The organism is Vibrio sp. MACH09 (assembly GCF_033238805.1).
GTDB lineage: Bacteria > Pseudomonadota > Gammaproteobacteria > Enterobacterales > Vibrionaceae > Vibrio.
Window position 1 is genome coordinate 219,847 of the sequence record NZ_BSFZ01000002.1, and the last position, 18,792, is coordinate 238,638.

Annotated in this window: 16 protein-coding genes; 11 read left to right on the forward strand and 5 right to left on the reverse strand. The window is 42.8% G+C overall.

Going from position 1 to position 18,792, the window contains the following annotated elements:
- Positions 1-91: 91 nt before the first annotated feature.
- Positions 92-1,543, reverse strand: a complete 1,452-nt coding sequence (locus CHJ_RS16195) for a sucrose-specific PTS transporter subunit IIBC (protein WP_171751482.1) — start codon at positions 1,541-1,543, stop codon at positions 92-94.
- 232 nt (positions 1,544-1,775) lie between these two features.
- Between CHJ_RS16195 and CHJ_RS16200 the strand changes: the two genes are divergently transcribed.
- The 3 genes from CHJ_RS16200 to CHJ_RS16210 all read left to right on the forward strand — a co-directional run bounded on the left by CHJ_RS16200 (position 1,776) and on the right by CHJ_RS16210 (position 5,491).
- The gene (locus CHJ_RS16200; RefSeq protein WP_317918292.1) at positions 1,776-2,765 is read left to right on the forward strand and encodes a LacI family DNA-binding transcriptional regulator; all 990 of its coding nucleotides are present in this window, start codon (positions 1,776-1,778) and stop codon (positions 2,763-2,765) included.
- A 157-nt stretch (positions 2,766-2,922) separates the two neighbouring features.
- A complete protein-coding gene (locus CHJ_RS16205; protein ID WP_317918293.1) occupies positions 2,923-4,536 on the forward strand; it encodes a glycoside hydrolase family 32 protein in 1,614 nt (537 codons plus the stop codon).
- A 31-nt stretch (positions 4,537-4,567) separates the two neighbouring features.
- Positions 4,568-5,491, forward strand: a complete 924-nt coding sequence (locus CHJ_RS16210) for an aminoimidazole riboside kinase (RefSeq protein ID WP_317918294.1) — start codon at positions 4,568-4,570, stop codon at positions 5,489-5,491.
- Between the two features lie 153 nt (positions 5,492-5,644).
- Here CHJ_RS16210 and cra read toward each other — a convergent pair whose 3' ends face one another.
- Positions 5,645-6,625, reverse strand: a complete 981-nt coding sequence (cra, locus tag CHJ_RS16215) for a catabolite repressor/activator (protein WP_317918295.1) — start codon at positions 6,623-6,625, stop codon at positions 5,645-5,647.
- A gap of 283 nt (positions 6,626-6,908) precedes the next feature.
- On the opposite strand from cra, the gene fruB reads away from it, so the two are divergent.
- From fruB to CHJ_RS16255, 8 genes are all read left to right on the forward strand, one after another.
- Positions 6,909-8,042 carry a fused PTS fructose transporter subunit IIA/HPr protein gene (fruB, locus tag CHJ_RS16220; protein ID WP_317918296.1) on the forward strand — a complete coding sequence of 378 codons (1,134 nt, stop codon included), beginning with the start codon at positions 6,909-6,911 and terminating at the stop codon, positions 8,040-8,042.
- Positions 8,043-8,052: 10 nt separating this feature from the next.
- Positions 8,053-9,021, forward strand: coding sequence for a 1-phosphofructokinase (pfkB, locus tag CHJ_RS16225; protein WP_171751476.1), 969 nt, complete (start codon positions 8,053-8,055; stop codon positions 9,019-9,021).
- A gap of 22 nt (positions 9,022-9,043) precedes the next feature.
- Positions 9,044-10,774 carry a PTS fructose transporter subunit IIBC gene (fruA, locus tag CHJ_RS16230; RefSeq protein WP_317918297.1) on the forward strand — a complete coding sequence of 577 codons (1,731 nt, stop codon included), beginning with the start codon at positions 9,044-9,046 and terminating at the stop codon, positions 10,772-10,774.
- 489 nt (positions 10,775-11,263) lie between these two features.
- Positions 11,264-12,556: an extracellular solute-binding protein gene (locus tag CHJ_RS16235; protein ID WP_171751474.1), complete on the forward strand. Its 1,293-nt coding sequence runs from the start codon at positions 11,264-11,266 to the stop codon at positions 12,554-12,556.
- Between the two features lie 73 nt (positions 12,557-12,629).
- Complete coding sequence (locus tag CHJ_RS16240; protein ID WP_171751473.1) at positions 12,630-13,511, forward strand: ABC transporter permease subunit; 882 nt, start codon at positions 12,630-12,632, stop codon at positions 13,509-13,511.
- Between the two features lie 12 nt (positions 13,512-13,523).
- A complete protein-coding gene (ugpE, locus tag CHJ_RS16245; RefSeq protein WP_171751472.1) occupies positions 13,524-14,366 on the forward strand; it encodes a sn-glycerol-3-phosphate ABC transporter permease UgpE in 843 nt (280 codons plus the stop codon).
- A 49-nt stretch (positions 14,367-14,415) separates the two neighbouring features.
- The gene (ugpC, locus tag CHJ_RS16250; RefSeq protein WP_171751471.1) at positions 14,416-15,495 is read left to right on the forward strand and encodes a sn-glycerol-3-phosphate ABC transporter ATP-binding protein UgpC; all 1,080 of its coding nucleotides are present in this window, start codon (positions 14,416-14,418) and stop codon (positions 15,493-15,495) included.
- 109 nt (positions 15,496-15,604) lie between these two features.
- Positions 15,605-16,309 carry a glycerophosphodiester phosphodiesterase family protein gene (locus CHJ_RS16255; protein WP_171751470.1) on the forward strand — a complete coding sequence of 235 codons (705 nt, stop codon included), beginning with the start codon at positions 15,605-15,607 and terminating at the stop codon, positions 16,307-16,309.
- A gap of 250 nt (positions 16,310-16,559) precedes the next feature.
- Here CHJ_RS16255 and CHJ_RS16260 read toward each other — a convergent pair whose 3' ends face one another.
- From CHJ_RS16260 to CHJ_RS16270, 3 genes are all read right to left on the reverse strand, one after another.
- Positions 16,560-17,177 carry a LysE family translocator gene (locus tag CHJ_RS16260; RefSeq protein ID WP_317918298.1) on the reverse strand — a complete coding sequence of 206 codons (618 nt, stop codon included), beginning with the start codon at positions 17,175-17,177 and terminating at the stop codon, positions 16,560-16,562.
- A 105-nt stretch (positions 17,178-17,282) separates the two neighbouring features.
- Positions 17,283-17,570, reverse strand: coding sequence for a YkgJ family cysteine cluster protein (locus CHJ_RS16265; RefSeq protein WP_171751468.1), 288 nt, complete (start codon positions 17,568-17,570; stop codon positions 17,283-17,285).
- Positions 17,571-17,876: 306 nt separating this feature from the next.
- Positions 17,877-18,779: a LysR family transcriptional regulator gene (locus CHJ_RS16270; protein WP_171752198.1), complete on the reverse strand. Its 903-nt coding sequence runs from the start codon at positions 18,777-18,779 to the stop codon at positions 17,877-17,879.
- Between the last annotated feature and the right edge of the window lie 13 nt (positions 18,780-18,792).

An 18,792-nucleotide genomic window follows, 5' to 3' on the forward strand; every position in this document is an offset into this window, starting at 1 on the left:
TAACACAGTGAGATTTGGGACATGCCCATAAAAAACGCCCACTTGAAATAAGTGGGCGTTTTACATTGTAAATTAAGCAATAACCTTACTGTTAAGCAACGGCTTTTTCAGCTTGAGTTTGTTGTTGTTTTGCTTTTTGACGGGTCGCAAGTACAAGTGTCAACGCAAAAGACAATGCAAACGAAATAAGCATACCAATGACAAAGATAGAGATGCTATTTGGGCTAATTGAAATGATACCCGGAATACCCGCTGCCCCTAACGCTGTCGCTTTTACATTAAACATCGTTAGGAAGGCACTCGAGATTGCAGCCGCGATAATCGCCGCGACAAATGGGTAGCGCAGTTTAAGGTTAACACCAAACATAGCGGGTTCAGTAATACCTAATAACGCCGTCACACCCGATGGCATAGCGATACCTTTCGTTTTAAGGTCTTTAGTCGTAAAGCCGACAGCCAGTGCCGCACCACCTTGAGCAATGTTAGACATAGCCGCGATAGGGAAGATAAATGTACCGCCAGTTATTGCAATATCCGCTAACAGTTGAGTTTCAATCGCGATAAAACTGTGATGCATACCTGTGATTACAAACGGAGCATAGATAAAGCCAAATAACGCACCACCAATAAAGCCAGCAGAGTCGTATAACCAGCTTAGGCCATCACCTAATAGGAAACCGATATCACGAGTAATAGGGCCAACCAAAGTGAAGGTAAGGAAACCAGTAATAAAAATAGCCAGCATTGGCGTTAACAAGTTGTCCAATACAGAAGGGATAACTTTACGTAACCCATTCTCAACTTGTGCAAGAATAAATGTTGCCACCAATACAGGTAGAACAGAACCTTGATAACCCACTTTTTGAATTTCAAAACCAAAAATGTTCCAGACCGGGATAGTGCCTGACACACTTGCACCACCAAAACCCCAACCATTAAGCAAATCTGGATGAACCATCAACATACCCAAAGCCGCACCAAGGAATGGGTTACCACCAAACTTCTTAGAGGCAGAAAACGCTAACAAAACAGGCAGGTAAACAAAAGGAGCGTTAGCAAAGGTGTTAATCATACTCGCCAGATCAGCAAGACCAGGATTGGCCTCAATCAATGACTGCCCTTCAATAAACAGTCCTGATGCCGTTAATAGGTTGAATACCCCCATTAATAGACCACCAGCAACAATGGCAGGAATAATCGGAACAAAAATATCCGACAAACCTTTAACTAAACGTTGTGCTAAGTTTTGCTTTTGAGCCCCCGCGCTTGCGACATCACGAGTAGACATTTCAGCGATACCCGTTAGTTTTGCCATTTCAGCATAAACTTGGTTAACAATGCCAGAACCAAAAATAATCTGGTATTGGCCAGAAATCTTAAACTGGCCTTTAACACCATCTAAGTTCTCAATGACATCTTCTTGAATGAGAGATTCATCTTTAACAGAAAGACGAAGCCTAGTCGCACAATGCGCTAAAGCTTCAATATTGTCTTTACCACCAAGTAGCTGCATAAGCTCTTTTGCAACAGCAGGGTAATTCATAATCAACTCCAATTATTGAATGTTACGTAACTAAATTTATTTTCGGGAACGTTTGCAAAACCGAGTTTTATGAAAATTACCCCATCAGTCAAAACAAATATGACTTATATGTGATCAAAATCTCTTTATTGCTTATCAGAATAGGGGGTAAATGGATTTATATCGCTGTCAATCTGCAGTGATTACTGAGAAAATTGGTAACAATTGCATAAAAATAGGAATATTGGAATTAATGGCAGGTTTACACGACGTCGCAAAGCTAGCTGGAGTATCGAAATCCACGGTGTCCAGAGTGATAAATAACGAGTATGGCGTAAAAAAAAGCACCAAAGAGATCGTTCAAAAAGCTATCGAAGAGTGCGGTTACGTCGTTAACCAAGTCGCCAAAGATCTGAAATCACAAAAAACCAATTTGATTGGTGTCATTGTCCCAGCTCTCTCTTCAAACTCCACTGCACAAGGGGTTGATGGCCTGAGTCATGTATTCGACAAGCATGGAAAACACGTTTTATTAGCCAATAGTCAGCACAATCACGATAAAGAGATTGAATACATCAAGCTCTTTAACCAAAAGAGAGTGGAAGGGATAATTCTCTACGCGACCCATTTAGATAATGAACTGGTTAAAGTGATCGAGCAGTCGAGCGCTCCTGTCGTTCTTATCGGTCAAGATGGTTCACTTTTTGATATTCCGAGCATTATACATGATGACGTTAGGGTTGGATTTACTGCTGGAGAACGTTTAATAGCTGCGGGCTGTCAACATATAGGCTTTATCGGCGTTGCTATAGATGATATCGCGGTAGATTCCATGCGCTATCAAGGCTTATCTCAACAGCTATCAATGTCTGGTTTTGGTGAACCCATATTTCACAGTAGAGGTGAATTTACCATAGAGTCAGGCTACCAACAAACCAAGAATCTTATAAAAGAAAACAAAGAGTTAGATGGCATATTCTGCGCAACGGACAAGATTGCAATTGGCGCGATTAAAGCGATCGAAGAGAGTGGTAAAAAAGCCGGTAAAGAGATCAAAGTGATAGGAGTAGGTAACGATGAAATAGGTATGGTTGCTAGCCCTTCCCTTTCAACATTTCATTACGCTTTTGAATCTGCGGGAGAAACCGCCGCATCGGTAATATTAGATTTAATCAATGGTAAACAACAACTTATGAGCAAAGTCGTTTTGAAGTTCAAGAATATTGAACGTCAATCCTGTTAATCGTGTCTTGGCGAAAAGGCCTCTTCTTTTAGCTACAGATCCATTAAAGCCCGCCCTTAAAGCACTCTTTTATTGTCACTCTTTCTAAAACCTCTTGAGTTACGAGGTTTCTTTTATTATAGTTGCAAACGTTCCCGAAAATACAGAAATCGACGAAATGCTAGAAAATTACATTGCAAGCTGCGGCGGCATCAACAACATATCTCGCATATTACACAGCGACGAACAGCTTATATTCGAAGTAGACCAGCTAAGCCTCGTCGTCGATGATGCTAAAATTAATACGAATGCAGCTATGTCTCAAGTAAGCTTTCGTCCTGCTCATACGGTAGACCTGTATAAGTTATTGTCGGTTGGTAGCAGCATTAAAAACCGCCAGCTTAACGCCATCCAATCATTGGAAAAACCAGTTGAATGCCACTACCGTCCAAGTTGGCACATCGCTCCTCCATCAGGGCTGCTTAATGATCCCAATGGGTTTATCTACCACAATGGCGAATACCACCTATTTTATCAGTGGTCTCCTTTTCAGTGTCAGCACGTAGATAAGTATTGGGCACACTTAACCAGTAAAGATATGGTCCATTGGCAGGCACGACCTATCGCTTTAACACCCTCTGACTGGTTTGATAGCCATGGTGTTTTTTCCGGCCACGCGGTAAGCAACGAACAGCAGCTAATGCTGTTTTATACCGGCAATGTTCGGATTGGTGAAGAACGTCAACGGCAAACAACCCAATGTTTGGCGGTCTCCGACAATGGTATCGACTTTAACAAAATTGGCCCAGTTATAGACTCTCTACCAGAAGGAGTAACGCCTCACTGTCGTGATCCTAAAGTGGTCAAGATTGGTGATGAATGGTGGATGTTACTCGGCGTTCAACGTCAAGATTTAACTGGTCGTCTCGCGGTATACAAATCTAAAGACCTTTACAACTGGCAATTTGACCAACTTTATGGCGATGAACTGGGTGACTTTGGCTATATGTGGGAGTGTCCCGATCTATTTCTGTTAGACGGCAACTTATTGGCGGTTATCGGCCCACAAGGTATTACATCTACAAGCCAACACCACACCACTCCTCATCATAATGGTTACCTAAAAGCGACCATTTCTGAGCAAGGCCACTTGTCCATGTCAGATTTTGAACAGCTCGATCACGGTTTCGATTTCTACGCCCCTCAAACATTGCAAACCGAAGATGGGCGACGAGTATTAACGGCTTGGATGGGGCTTCCCGATGAAGTCAATCACCCAACCGTGGATAATGGCTGGATCCACCAGCTCACCTGCTTACGCGAACTCTCCCTCAATGACGGACACCTTTATCAACAACCGGTGAGTGAACTCACGTCATTACGCAAACCTTTAGAGGAGTTCACACTAGATAACTCGACGATGTCACTGGCAACTCGCTCGTTTGAACTAAAAGTACAATTACACTGGGGGGATACTTTGTCGCTGTTCAAAGATGACAATAACCAAGTCACTATTGCACTGAATAAAGAGAACCGCACCTTGTACCTAGACAGAAGCAAAACTCAGATTCGGCAAGGGGATACTATTCGCGAATTGGCACTTCAGAGTGAAGTGGTTGATTTGCATATTCTCTCCGACAATTCATCGTTAGAAATTTTTATTAATCAGGGCGAGTTTGTGATGAGCAGTCGCATATTTGTTCCGAATACCGCCACTGGAATTGCGCTTAAAGGAAAAGCTCAATGTCAATTCTGGCCCCTTTCACCAGCCAGTGGATCCGGTAATGATTAACCTTATCCGCTCACATCAAAGGTAAATGACTATGAACAAAATTTGGCTTTCTGGCGACGCCGTAGTTGATCTTATTGCTAATAGTGAAACAACTTACTTAAAATGTCCCGGAGGGGCTCCTGCAAATGTTGCCGTTGCGGCGTCACGTCTTGGAGCCGACAGCGCCTTCTTTGGCCGCGTGGGCAATGATCCACTTGGTCGTTTTATGCAGCAAACCTTAGAGTCCGAACAAGTTGATACATCCTATTTGCAACTCGATAACGAGCAGCGTACTTCTACCGTCATTGTTGATCTAGATAATGACGGCGAACGCAGTTTCACCTTTATGGTAAAACCTAGCGCAGACCAGTTTCTTCAGCCAAACGATATTCCATCATTCCAAGCTGGTCAGTGGCTACATATTTGCTCTATTGCGTTGGCAAATGAGCCAAGCAGAAGCTCGACGTTTTTAGCGATGAGTGAAATAAAAGCCGCAGGTGGTTATGTCAGTTTTGATCCCAACTTAAGGGAAGAGGTTTGGAGCAAACCAGAAGAAATAAAAACTGAAGTACTTAAAGCTGTAGCCATGGCGGATGTGGTTAAGTTTTCAGATGATGAACTGCTGTACTTAACCGATAGTGAGTCTTTGCAACAAGGCATAGATAATATCGCTCAATACCATATCCCGGTGATGCTTATTACTCAAGGCGCTAAAGGCGCTCTGCTTGTGCACAATTCACAGCAGCAATTAATTAGTTCCCAGGCAGTAAAGCCCGTAGATACCACAGGAGCGGGAGATGCCTTTGTCGGTGGTCTACTTGCTCGACTGTCACAGAGTCAGCAATGGCAACAACGGGATAATATTATCGATGCAATAAAATGGGCGAATGGCTGCGGTGCATTGGCGACAACCAAGAAAGGAGCGATGACCGCATTGCCAAATAAACAGCAGTTACTCGACTATATTTCAGCTTAGGTTTCTAGGCTGAATAACAAAGCAACCCCCTAAATAAGATGCGGGCACGATAGCGAGTGCCTGCGTCTTATTCTTGCTCTCATTTATACTCTATTCATTATCTGATAAGAAAATAACCTCATTAAAGACGCACGCTGAGTGCCAACAAAGACGTTACAAACGGATAATCAGTTTTCTCGGCACTAGATCGATACCGGATTTCGCTCGTTCAGCAGACGCATTTAGTGCAAGCTCCAAAGCACTATCGGCAATCAATTCGAACTGTTGCGGCAGTGAATTGATTTTAATGGGCAAAAAGTCCAGTAAGCGGTTATCACCAAATGTGGCCAACTTAACATTCTTCATAAGTTCAGGATGTTCGAGGAGCACATCCAACACGCCTTCTAATAACGTATATGATGTAGTAACGATGGCGTCAGGTAAGGTATCGTGGCTCAACCATGTTGTCAGTACCTCTTTACCTGAGCTACGATCAAAATGTTGCCCATAGCCAACCATGCTTTTCAGGTTATTGTTTTGAACAGACGATGAAAAACCCGCTTCACGTTGTTTAGAAATGCTTAAGTCTGGAAGTGCACAAATCAGCCCTATGGTTTGGGTATGCTCAGAGATCACCGACTCAGTTAAATCAAATGCAGAGGTAAAATCTTCACTGATCACACAGCCAAAATGTTCGTCATCCATCGGTCTATCAATGGCGATGATAGGTGTACCTGACTTTTGTGCATTCAAATAAAATTCGCTGGCGTTAGGCAAGCAGCTGGCTACAAATAACGCTTCAATTCTTCGGCTAATTAATGCATCAGCTAAACTCTCTTCAATGTCAGGCTCGTCATCCGAACAACCTATTAAGATCTGGTAGCCCGCTTTACGCGAGTTTTGCTCCAAAAGCTTTGCTAACTTGGCGTAACTGGTGTTTTCTAAATCAGGAATGATTAAACCAAAAGAACGGCTATTGCCCGCTCTTAACGATGAAGCAGCATGATCGGGTCGAAAATTATGCTTCTCCACCACCGCCATGACTTTTGCCTGAGTTTTTTCGCTGATCCGGTACTTCTTTGCTTTACCGTTAATAACATAACTGGCCGTTGTTTTTGAGACACCCGCTAACTTTGCGATTTCATTCAATGTCATTTTCGCTGCCTTTTTGTGCGAAGGATCATAAAAATTATTTTTAATCGTTATTCTAACTTGAATTGTACGCTGAATCGATTCAGTATAAAAGCTGAAAGGATTCAGCAAAACTTGAAATTTGATTTGAATCACTAATTTCACTGTCAGCAGCCAATGAACTCGGTTTGCTGAATTTTTTTAAATATTTGCTGAACCGATTCAGCTAATAGATTAAAATAATGATGAATGGCGATAAACAGATCGGTTTTTGTCATATTTATAAACGCGAAAAATGAGGCTCAACATGCTAAAGCTCACTATTCAAGATGTTCAACTACAGCAAGTCGCGAAACAGAAAACCACTGCTATTCAGCAACTTGCTCGTGATCTCGCTAACAAAGGGCTTGTCGATGCGGGTTATGTCGATGGCATGCTTAGCCGAGAATCACAACACTCAACCTTTCTTGGCAATGGTATTGCTATCCCCCACGGAACCACAGATACCCGTGATTTGGTGAACACAACCGGTGTCGTTGTGCACCACTTTCCTCAAGGGGTTGATTGGGGAGACAACAATACGGTCTATATTGCCATCGGTATTGCAGCCAAGTCAGACGAACACCTTGGAATTTTGAAGCAATTGACCAAAGTACTGTCATCTGAAGGGGTAGAAGATAAGCTCAAACAAGCCTCGTCAGCACAAGATATTGTTGCTCTATTGAATGGTGATGTGCAGTTCGATGTACATTTCAATGACCAGCTAATCCAGACAGAATTTCCTGCCAACGATATCACCCAATTAATCGCCGTTGCCGCTGGCTTGATTCAAAACAATCATGCAGCGGAAGCTGATTTCGCCTCTCACTTAGTCAGTCAACAGCCGACTTACCTTGGTGACGGGTTGTGGATGGTCAGCTCAACGGAATCCGTTACCAAAACCAGTTTGTCTATTGTGAGCACTAAGGCAGACATCCGCTTTAACAACAACCCCGTTAAAACGTTGATGGCCTTTGCTGTTTGTAACGCTGCACATAAAAACGTGTTATCCATACTGAGCGAACTGATATTCAACCAACAACAAAGCAAAATCACGACGGGTACAAACCACGATTTAGTGACTTTGTTTACTCAAGATCAAGTTGAAGAGCAGAGTAAAGAAGATGAAGAAACCGCTACCTTTACCATCAAAAATGCTCACGGATTGCATGCTCGTCCAGGCGCGATGCTTGTTGCAGAAGCGAAAAAATTTGAGTCCATCATCAAAGTTAAGAACCTCGATGGACAAAACACTATGGTTAACGCCAAAAGCTTAATGAAAGTCATCGCCATGGGCGTAAAACACGGACACCAACTAGAGTTTTCCGCGATTGGCACTGATGCCACTCAAGCACTTGCATCAATAGGCTCAGCTATTGAGTCTGGTCTTGGGGAAGGATAAGGGCAGCATTATGACTTCAACCTTAAATCAAACCGCTATGCCCACTAAAAAAGTGGTTACCGTTACCCTTAATCCAGCATTGGATTTAACTGGCAACCTAGACCAACTGAACGTAGGCACGGTCAGTCTGGTTAATCAAGGCTCATTACATGCTGCGGGTAAAGGCGTAAACGTTGCTCAGGTACTTTCCGATCTTGGTGCCGATGTTACCGTCACAGGAATTCTTGGGGAAGATAATCAAGAGATGTTTCAACAACTTTTCCAGCAAATAGCCGTTACAGATCGCTTTATTCGGGCAAAAGGTGCAACTCGTATCAATGTAAAACTGGTGGAAGAGTCTGGTGCCGTTAGTGATATCAATTTCCCCGGAGTGACCGTAAGCGAAGAGGATATTGTTGCCTTTGAACGCACTCTATTTGAACTGGCTAACGATCATGAATATTTCGTTATTGCTGGCAGCTTACCATCAGGAATCACTCCTCAACGATGCGCAACTTGGATTAAAGCACTGCGTCAGGCTGGGAAAAAAGTGTTGTTTGATAGCAGTCGAGAAGCATTAGCAGAAGGGTTAAACCAAGCGCCTTGGTTAATAAAACCCAATGATGAAGAGCTGTCAGGCTTTATTGGTCACCCTCTTACCGATGTTAACTCTTGCCGTCGTGCTGCTGAAGACCTAGCCAAAAAGAACATCGACAATATTGTCGTTTCTATGGGAGCTGATGGTGTGATGTGGCTGCACAACGATCAATGGCTGATGGCTAAACCACCAAAAATGAAGGTAAAAAGCACGGTAGGTGCTGGAGATACTCTCGTCGCAGGGCTCTGCTGGGGTCACATGCAAAACATGGAAAAAGCGGAATTATTGACATTCGCTACCGCATTATCTGCGTTAGCCGTTTCTCAAGTAGGCGTTGGCGTTCAAGACATCAATGAACTGCACCGTCTACAACAACAGATTCAACTAAGCCAGTTGAACTAATCAGTTAAACAAGGGCAAAAATATGAATATAGCAATTGTTACAGCTTGTCCCAGCGGCGTCGCAAATAGCGTCCTCGCCGCAGGCTTGCTTGAAAAAGCAGCACACTCTTTGCAAATTAACGCAAAAATAGAGTGTCAATCTACCGTTATCCAAGGTACAGCACTATCTACAGATGACATTAACAATGCAGAAGTGATTGTTATCGCAGCGAATACCACCGTTGATACCACTCGATTTACGGGTAAAAAAGTGTATCAATCCGATATATCAGAAGTAATACAAGATGCTAAAACGTGGTTACAGAACGCACTAGCAAATGCAACTGAACTTTCCAAAACAGAAGCGGATACTATGAATACATCTATCAATCAAGACAGCAAAAAAATTGTCGCGATTACCGCCTGCCCGACCGGAGTTGCGCACACTTTCATGGCCGCAGAGGCACTAGAAAATGAAGGTAAACGTCGTGGCCATCAAATCAAAGTCGAAACTCGTGGTAGTGTTGGCGCCAAAAACCAACTAACGGATCAAGAAATTGCCGAAGCTGATCTAGTCATTATTGCCGCGGATATTGACGTTCCTCTTGACCGCTTTAACGGCAAAAAACTCTACAAAACGACGACCGGTCCCGCTCTAAAGAAAACCTCTCAAGAAATGGATAATGCTTTCGCCAACGCCACCATTTACACCCATTCTCAAGGTGCGTCAGCTTCTTCTAATAATGAGAAAAAAGGGGCATACAAACACCTTATGACGGGTGTTTCACATATGCTTCCAGTTGTGGTTGCGGGTGGATTAATTATCGCCCTCTCCTTTGTATTTGGTATTGAAGCATTTAAAGAAGAAGGCACCTTAGCCGCCACATTAATGACCATTGGTGGAGGTTCCGCTTTTGCTCTAATGATTCCAGTATTAGCGGGTTATATTGCATTCTCTATCGCAGACCGTCCGGGCCTTGCTCCTGGTCTTGTTGGTGGTATGTTGGCCAGCTCTATAGGCTCAGGTTTCCTTGGCGGCATCTTAGCGGGCTTTATCGCGGGTTACGCAGCTAAGTTCTTAGCGGATAAAGTTCAGCTTCCGCAATCAATGGAAGCACTTAAACCAATACTGATTATTCCTCTCGTGGCAACACTGTTTACTGGTTTAGTCATGGTTTACATTGTCGGTGGTCCCGTCGCGAGCATTATGTCTGCAATGACCGAATTCCTGAACAACATGGGCAGCACCAATGCCATCGTATTGGGTGTTATTTTGGGTAGCATGATGTGTTTCGACCTCGGTGGCCCAGTAAACAAGGCTGCTTATACCTTTGGTGTCGGCCTGCTCGCGTCAGAAACTTACGCACCAATGGCGGCCGTTATGGCTGCGGGTATGGTTCCTGCGCTAGGTATGGGTTTAGCGACATTCATTGCTAAGAACAAGTTTGACAAAGATGAACGTGAAGGTGGTAAAGCCTCTTTCGTACTAGGACTATGCTTTATTTCTGAAGGTGCTATACCGTTCGCAGCACGAGATCCAATGCGTGTCATTCCTTGTACTATGGCTGGCGGTGCTGTTGCTGGTGCACTGTCCATGTTATTCGGTTGTGAGTTACTTGCCCCTCACGGAGGTCTGTTCGTACTGTTTATTCCTAATGCTATTTCACCCGTCATTATGTACATTGCTGCGATTGCAGCAGGTACTGCAGTGACCGGATTTGGTTATGCATTCTTGAAACAGCAAAATGAAAAACAACAAGCTGTAACGGCTTAGAGTAAATGTTGGCTTTGCCTTAACGTACGTTAAGAGATGACGCAAAAGGGACACTTCACTGAGTGTCCCTTTAATTATTAGTCTGTCTCGTCCTAAAATGTGCTTACATATTTAGGGCTTTAAAATGAATAACTCAATATCTATACTCACCTCGCACATTCACTACAAGATTCAAGTATCTAAAATAGATACTCATAACACATAGATAAAATACAACTTACCGTTAATAGACATAGATTTGGCGCTCTACCCTGCCAGTGGTTCCGGTAACTATAATTTTCATAGTAATAAACTTTGTCGCTCTTGATTGCAGCCGTTTAGTACTACCTTCCAGACACTTTCGTAATATTTCTCAAATAAATCATTCACAAAATTGATAGATAACTGAAACCATTTTGTCATCAATGATCGACACCATGTATTCGAACGAAAAAAGCAATATTCGCACGAAACTTTTGATGATATTTTTCAGATACAAAGGAAATCAGAATGAACAAGCTATGGTTAGCAGGACTATTGGGCGCAAGCGTATCAACAACTGCACTAGCAACAACGGAAGTAACATGGTGGCACGCCATGGGTGGACAACTCGGCGATACTGTAAATAAGATCGCAACAGATTTTAATGCCACACAATCAGAGTATAAATTAATTCCTGTTTATAAAGGGTCATATACCGAAACCCTAACGGCAGGTATTGCCGCATTTCGTGCCAACGAAGCGCCGAACATATTACAAGTTTTTGATGCTGGTTCCGCCACCATTATGAACGCAAAAGGTGTTGCCAAACCGGTACAAGATATTCTGGTTGAATCTGGCTACGGATTCGACTCTTCAGCTTACTTGGCTGGTGTTCGTAACTTCTATGCTGATAGTCATGGCAAAATGGTCGGAATGCCTTTCAATAGCTCTACACCCGTTCTCTATTACAACGCTGATATGTTAAAAGAAGCAGGGGTTGAACCACCAAAAACTTATGAAGAGATGGAAGTCGTCGCCAACAAGTTGAAAAACAAAGGGCATGCTGCATTTTCTCAGTCTCACACTCCTTGGATCTTCTTTGAAAACTTTAAAGCTAGACACAATCAGCAGTTAGCTGATCAAAACAATGGCTTTGATGCCCCAGCTACCGAGCTTAAGTACAGCTCTAAAAACCTACAAATGCATTTCACTAAAATGAAAGAGTGGGCGGATAAAGGCTATTACAAATATTACGGTAAAGACTGGTCTGCAAACCAAACACCATTTGAGCGCAAAAAAGTGGCTATGTGGATTGGTTCTTCAGGTTCATTCGGTGGCCTTCGTGAACGCGTTGACTTTAACTTAGGGACTACGTATCTGCCTTACTGGAAATCGGTAAACAAAGATGCGGGTGTCACCTTTATCGGTGGTGCAGCACTATTTGCTCTGTCTGGTCATGAAAAAACCGAAGATAAAGGGGTCGCCGCTTTCTTTAACTATCTCACCAGCCCTGAAGTTCAAATGTACTGGCACAAGACCACAGGTTATGTCCCTGTAACTAATGCGGCTTATGAACTAACCAAAAAATCCGGTTACTACCAAGACAATCCAGACGCAGAAATTGGTGTTAAACAGCTAAGTCTTGATGGTGGTGAGTGGACTAAAGGTTACCGTTTGGGCTTTTACCCTCAAATACGTGAAGTGATGTACCGCGAAACCGACAAAATTTTTGCGGGCGATTCTGGCGTTAAAGAGAGCCTGACAAAAATTGATAACGAAGCAAAACAACTATTAAAACGTTTTGCTCGTACCGTTAAGTAACTTATCTCTTGTTGGTAGCCATTCTCACAGTACCCCAACGTCCGTTGGGGTACTTAATCAAATAGGTTTTCACGTGCAACATCGACAAAATTTCCGGCACTCTCCTCTGCCTTACATTTTATTAGCACCGCAGATCATGATTATTGCGGTCTTTTTTCTCTACCCTGCTGCTAAAGCTGTCTATCTATCATTTATGCTGGAAGACCCTTGGGGAATGTCCTCTACATTCGTTTGGTTCGAAAACTATACGATGCTTTTCGAATCTGGCGAGTACCTAAAAGCGGTTGGGTTTACTCTTTTTTTCTCCATTATTGTCTCTTTTCTTTCTCTTGCATTGGCGCTATTACTTGCCGTAAAAGCAGACAAGGTTATCCATGGGCAAGGCGCATACAAAGTTCTATTAACATGGGTTTATGCCGTAGCACCCGCAGTAGCAGGCATAATGGGTTATTTTGTCTTTAACCCTCATATTGGAATGTTTGTGGATCTATTCGCTCTTCTCGGCGTGGATTTCCACTACCAAACAAACCCAACACAAGCGATATTCATCCTTGTCTTAGTCTCCGTCTGGAAACAAGTCTCTGTCAATTTTGTCTACTTTCTCGCGGGTTTGCAGTCTATTTCATATTCAGTAAAAGAAGCGTCTACTTTGGATTGTGATAGCGATAGCCGACGGTTTTGGACCATTACATTTCCACTACTGGCTCCTACCGGATTCTTCTTGCTGGTGATTAACCTTACTTATGCCTATTTCGATACATTTGGTGTCATTGACACAATGACAGCAGGTGGCCCCGGAGGCTCAACCACCTCTTTGGTTTACAAAGTATTTACCGATGGGTTTGTTGGCGCTGATCTCGGTGGCAGCTCGGCTCAATCAGTGGTGCTGTTATTAATCGTTCTATTTCTGAGCTACCTACAGTTCAGGTTTATCGAAAAACGTGTGCACTACTAAGGAGAATTAAATATGCAATCAAATCACTGGAGCGATCATCTCATCCTTACTGTTGGCGCACTGTTTATGCTGATCCCAATTTGGATGATTTTTGCTAGCTCAACTCACGACTCCTCCACCATTTTAACGCAAGGGCTGCAGTTTTGGCCCGGAGATAAATTAGAAGAGATTTATCACCAAGCTTGGACTCAGAGCCAAGGTTTTGCTAGCAATGTTACCGCCAAGACTATGATTATTAATTCATTAGTCATGGGAATGGGTTTTGCGATAGGAAAAATAATTATTTCCATATTTGCAGCTTATGCACTGGTCTATTTTCGTCTCCCTTATGCCTCAGCATGGTTCTGGCTCATATTTGTCACTTTATTGCTGCCATTGGAAGTTCGCATCATTCCCTCTTACGAAGTTGTGTCGAGCTTAGGAATGTTGAACAGTTTTTCTGGGTTAATCATTCCATTGATCGCTTCTGCAACCGCCACTTTTTTCTTTCGCCAGTTTTTTAAAACCATTCCAGATGAACTGATTGAAGCTGCGCAACTGGATAACGCCGGACCAATCCGATTTCTTATCGACATATTATTGCCTCTGTCAAAAACCATGATGGCGGCTATTTTCATCATAATGTTTGTGGTGGGTTGGAACCAATACCTGTGGCCAATCATGATGACCACAGACGAGAACTACAACACCATGGTTATGGGTATTAAGCAGATATTAAGCAACATCAATGAAACGCCGAAACCACAATATAACTACGCATTCGCCATGGTCATTCTTGCCATGCTACCCCCAATCTTAGTCGTAATAATCTTCCAGAGATGGTTTGTAAAAGGCCTCATTGAAAGCGAAAAGTAGCCACCAATGGCATTAAAAAAAAGACGCCCCACATATTAAGGAATAAACCATGCTAGAAATAAAACAACTAAGAAAAACTTATGACAACGGACATCAAGCGGTAAAAGGCATTGACCTCTCCATCTCTCAAGGGGAATTTATCGTTCTTGTCGGGCCTTCTGGATGCGGAAAATCATCCATCTTACGCTCCATTGCTGGTCTTGAAACAATATCGGGAGGAATGATCACCTTAAATGGTCAGCAGATTAATGACACTAAGCCTTCAATGAGAGATATCGCGATGGTTTTCCAAAACTATGCTCTCTACCCGCACATGACGGTTTACAATAATCTTGCTTATGGCCTCAAAAATCGAGGGGTGAAGAAAAGTGAGATTGAGCAAAAAATTCAACAGGTTGCTAAAACACTAAAAATTGAAGCCTACCTAGACAGAAAACCATCAAAACTTTCTGGAGGACAGCGTCAACGAGTAGCCATGGGTAGAGCCATTGTGCGTGACCCCCAGCTTTTTCTTTTTGATGAACCTTTATCTAATTTGGATGCTTCATTAAGAGCCCATATGCGGTTAGAGATCAAAAAACTACAACGAAAACTGTCAGTCACCAGTGTTTACGTTACCCATGACCAAGTAGAAGCAATGACGTTAGCTGACCGAATTGTGGTATTAAATCTAGGTGAGATTGAACAGGTAGGCACGCCATCAGAAGTCTACCATCAACCCGCCAGCCAGTTTGTCGCCAGTTTTATAGGTAGTCCAGCAATGAATTTTCTCTCTGCACACATACAAGATGGTCATATTGTTCTCGGCAAGCAGGTTATTTTTCTTGAAGAATATGCCCACCTAAAAGATCAAGAAATCACGCTAGGTATTCGCCCAGAGCAAGCAGAAATTACCCCACTGGACAACAGCGTACAGCTGAGTATATCCCTTAGCGTAATAGAACCACTTGGCCCCAATCAACTGGTTCACGGCAAATATAACCAGCAAGCATTCATCGCCGTTACACCAGAAATGACATTGGACACGAAACAGCCACTAACCCTGTATGCAGAACATAAGAATCTACACCTGTTTGATACTCAAGGTAAGCGACTTACGGCTCTGTCTGCCTTTCAGCAAATTGCCTGATATGAGCAAACAAACGGTAAAAATAAATTACTGTGAATCGCAACGCTTGAACCTAGATGCAAACTGAATACAATGTCATCCATCTTCGTACACTAAAGAGATCTCCATCATGACAACAAAAATTGTTGGCCACCGAGGTTTTTCTGGGTGCTATCCCGAAAATACTCGACTGAGCATATTAAAAGCCGTTGAGCTAGGACTTAACTGGGTAGAAATTGACATTCAGCCCACTGAAGATGGTGAGTTAGTGGTGTGTCATGACTTCACTGTAGACCGTTGTAGTAATGGTACTGGTCGTGTTGACAGCCTTACGTTAGATCAAATTCGTCAATTGGATTTTGGTCAATGGTTCTCCAGTGAAAGTGCCAATGAACAGATAATGACCATTGATGAGCTATTAGCTTTAGCCAAAGAGCATGGTCTTCATCTGAATATTGAAGTGAAATTGGATACCACTAATGCACGAAAAGTGGTCAGAACCCTTAAAAAAGCCCTGATTTTATCAGGTATCTCAACAGATCGGGTTTTACTGTCTAGTTTTTCTTTCGCCGTTTTAGATGAGTTAGCCAAGCAATGCTCTGCATTTCGAATTGGCGTTATTAGTGAAGAGTACAGCGACGAAGTACAGAGTCAGTTACAAAAAGTGTCTGCCTATAGTTGTCACTTAAACTATCAGTTTGTGACACAAAATCAGCTAGATACGCTAAAGCAACAGGGTTATCAGGTATGGTGTTACACCGTTAATCGGGCAGAAGACTTTGCCTTACTAGAGCAAGTTGATGCGATATTCTCTGATTTTCCAGATCGTTTTTAACTAAACGAATAATAGAGAAATCAAACCTCGCCAACACAATCAAAAAATAGCAGCACTGCGCCTAGTTAAAGCTTAACTTATTATTAAATATGGCGTCTTGACTTTCTTATCCTGAGTTGAGGTTAAATAGGCAGGCCTTGTGAAGAGCCTGCCTATTTTTTTATGGCTAAGCCAATGAGAACTCCCTCGATTTACATACCCGGAATGCGACATGTTGAGATTCATTAGATACACATAGCAGAGCTCTCTATTACAGATGAAGCAGTGGCTGAGCGATTTCGTTAATGACAGGTAGCACAGACAACACCAACAAGCCTGCCATCGTATAGTTAAACCAGACTCGTTTTTGCGGATCTTTTAATACTTTTTTCAGCATAGAACCGAACAGTAGCCATATGCCAACACAAGGAAATGAAACAATAAAAAACGTTAAGGCGATGGTGAGGTTTTGCCCGTAAAAACTGGTTCCTGCCGTGGTAAACGCGGCTATAGCCCCCGTCGCCACCACCCAAGCTTTTGCGTTAACCCACTGAAACAAGGCCCCTTTCAAAAAGGATAACGGTTCTGTTTGGTTGTCAGAACCGATAGCACCAGCAGACTTAGCAATTAACCATGCTAAATAGAGCAGATATAGGGTTCCGATACATTTAATAATCATGTGTAAACTCGGAAACAGCTCAAAAAGCTGCGCAAACCCCAATCCTACCAACAACAACATAATGGTGAAGCCGATACAAATTCCGCTAAGTAAAGGAAGGGTTTTCTTGATGCCAAAATTGACACCAGAGGTCATAACCATAATGTTATTGGGGCCGGGCGTTACCGAAGAGGAGACGGCAAAAAGGGTAACGGCAAATAAGTAATCCATTCAACTATCCGTAGTGTTATCCATGTTTCAAGGATATGGGGATGAGTGGATATTTATTCAACTGGTATTATAAAAATATCCATAGGATTACCTCAAAGAGTAGAACTACAAACCCACTCTTTCATCACGACATTCATAAGAGCCCATCTCGAACTCTCTACAAATCCACGGGCGGTTTTCATAGATGGTACACATATAGGTTTCTCTATCTAATGCTGAGCACCAGCCATCATCTAAACGCAGCATGGTTTCTCCGCCCCAACGATCTACCGCAATGTGCTCTTCTGGTACACCAGTGTCTGTTAAAATCATGACTTCTAAGCGACAACAACAAGCGTGGCAGTTGGAACAGCTAATTGTCGGCTCAGAATCTGTTTTGATATCAATGGTCATAGGCATCTATCGTTAAGTTAGTGCCGCTATACTCAAATGACCTCAAGGTGCTTGTTCAGCGAGAATTTATTGGCTGCTGATCAAGGCACTGATTTGAAGGCATAGTCATTCTACGGCAAGAATCAGTAACACAGAGCAGGAGCCAATAGTACATCAACACGCTCATTTCTGCGTCAGATAATCTCGAAAGGGAATGCCATTCCTTCAATTATCTTTCTTGAACTGAACTTGTTGATGTTGCTCTGAATCCAGCATCTTGAGGTCACTTGAGTATATACTACATGAATCTGATTCAATTTATCGATATTAAAAATATTCGTTTATCGCTAAATAACGATCACGGATATGTTCAATCAAAGCTTGAATTCGTTTGGCGGGTTTACGGGTGTAGGGATAGACAGCATAAATGCCAACTTCCTTCCCTACCTGTTCAGCCAAGACTTCAACCAAACTGCCCTCTTGCAAATCTTCATACACCAAACAAGTCGGTACATAGGCTAAACCGTTCCCTGCTAACGCAGCTCTTCGTAATGCAGCAGAGTTATTAGAAGAGAAGTTACCGCTCACTTTCAAGGTATACACGTCACTATTTCGCTTGAACTGCCAGTCAAATGTTCCGGTGCTTTCATAGGTGTAACCAAGACAGTTATGTCGTAATAGATCTTTCGGTTTATCTGGTTTTCCGTACTTTTCCAGATACTGAGGTGTGGCACATATCACCCAACGTGAATTGAAAATATACCGAGCAATTAAACTCGAATCTTCTAAATAACCCGTTCGAATGACTAGGTCATATTTATCAGCGATAAGATCGACAAACTCATTGTCCATCGACATATCGATGGTAAGCCCGGGATGTTGTTGGCAAAAGTCAGATACCGCTTCTGCCAACAGTAGGTCACCCGAGATAGTCGGCACTGACATACGAATATGCCCAGACAATACTTCGTTATAGCCGTTAATCGCATTAAATGCCGATTTAGCGATGTCTTTTATATCTTTGGCGCGATTGTAGAGAACTTCTCCTGCCTCAGTTGGAGAGAGATTGCGTGTGGTGCGATAGATTAACTGCACCCCTAGCTTTGTCTCCAACTTGCTAACTCGTTTGCTGACCACTGATTTGGTAATATCATTCAGCTCAGCCACTTTGCTAAAAGAGCCGTTTTCAATTACCTGGGTAAACAAGACTAAGTCATCAATATCTGGCATAAGAAGTACTCTT

What these genes read in the sequence shown, in the direction of transcription:
- CHJ_RS16260 (WP_317918298.1), bottom strand. Translation starts at nt 17,177, where the DNA reads ATGGATTACTTATTTGCCGTTACCCTTTTTGCCGTCTCCTCTTCGGTA.
- pfkB (WP_171751476.1), top strand. Translation starts at nt 8,053, where the DNA reads ATGACTTCAACCTTAAATCAAACCGCTATGCCCACTAAAAAAGTGGTT.
- CHJ_RS16195 (WP_171751482.1), bottom strand. Translation starts at nt 1,543, where the DNA reads ATGAATTACCCTGCTGTTGCAAAAGAGCTTATGCAGCTACTTGGTGGT.
- ugpE (WP_171751472.1), top strand. Translation starts at nt 13,524, where the DNA reads ATGCAATCAAATCACTGGAGCGATCATCTCATCCTTACTGTTGGCGCA.
- fruB (WP_317918296.1), top strand. Translation starts at nt 6,909, where the DNA reads ATGCTAAAGCTCACTATTCAAGATGTTCAACTACAGCAAGTCGCGAAA.
- CHJ_RS16235 (WP_171751474.1), top strand. Translation starts at nt 11,264, where the DNA reads ATGAACAAGCTATGGTTAGCAGGACTATTGGGCGCAAGCGTATCAACA.
- cra (WP_317918295.1), bottom strand. Translation starts at nt 6,625, where the DNA reads ATGACATTGAATGAAATCGCAAAGTTAGCGGGTGTCTCAAAAACAACG.
- CHJ_RS16270 (WP_171752198.1), bottom strand. Translation starts at nt 18,779, where the DNA reads ATGCCAGATATTGATGACTTAGTCTTGTTTACCCAGGTAATTGAAAAC.
- fruA (WP_317918297.1), top strand. Translation starts at nt 9,044, where the DNA reads ATGAATATAGCAATTGTTACAGCTTGTCCCAGCGGCGTCGCAAATAGC.
- CHJ_RS16265 (WP_171751468.1), bottom strand. Translation starts at nt 17,570, where the DNA reads ATGACCATTGATATCAAAACAGATTCTGAGCCGACAATTAGCTGTTCC.
- CHJ_RS16255 (WP_171751470.1), top strand. Translation starts at nt 15,605, where the DNA reads ATGACAACAAAAATTGTTGGCCACCGAGGTTTTTCTGGGTGCTATCCC.
- CHJ_RS16210 (WP_317918294.1), top strand. Translation starts at nt 4,568, where the DNA reads ATGAACAAAATTTGGCTTTCTGGCGACGCCGTAGTTGATCTTATTGCT.
- CHJ_RS16200 (WP_317918292.1), top strand. Translation starts at nt 1,776, where the DNA reads ATGGCAGGTTTACACGACGTCGCAAAGCTAGCTGGAGTATCGAAATCC.
- CHJ_RS16205 (WP_317918293.1), top strand. Translation starts at nt 2,923, where the DNA reads ATGCTAGAAAATTACATTGCAAGCTGCGGCGGCATCAACAACATATCT.
- ugpC (WP_171751471.1), top strand. Translation starts at nt 14,416, where the DNA reads ATGCTAGAAATAAAACAACTAAGAAAAACTTATGACAACGGACATCAA.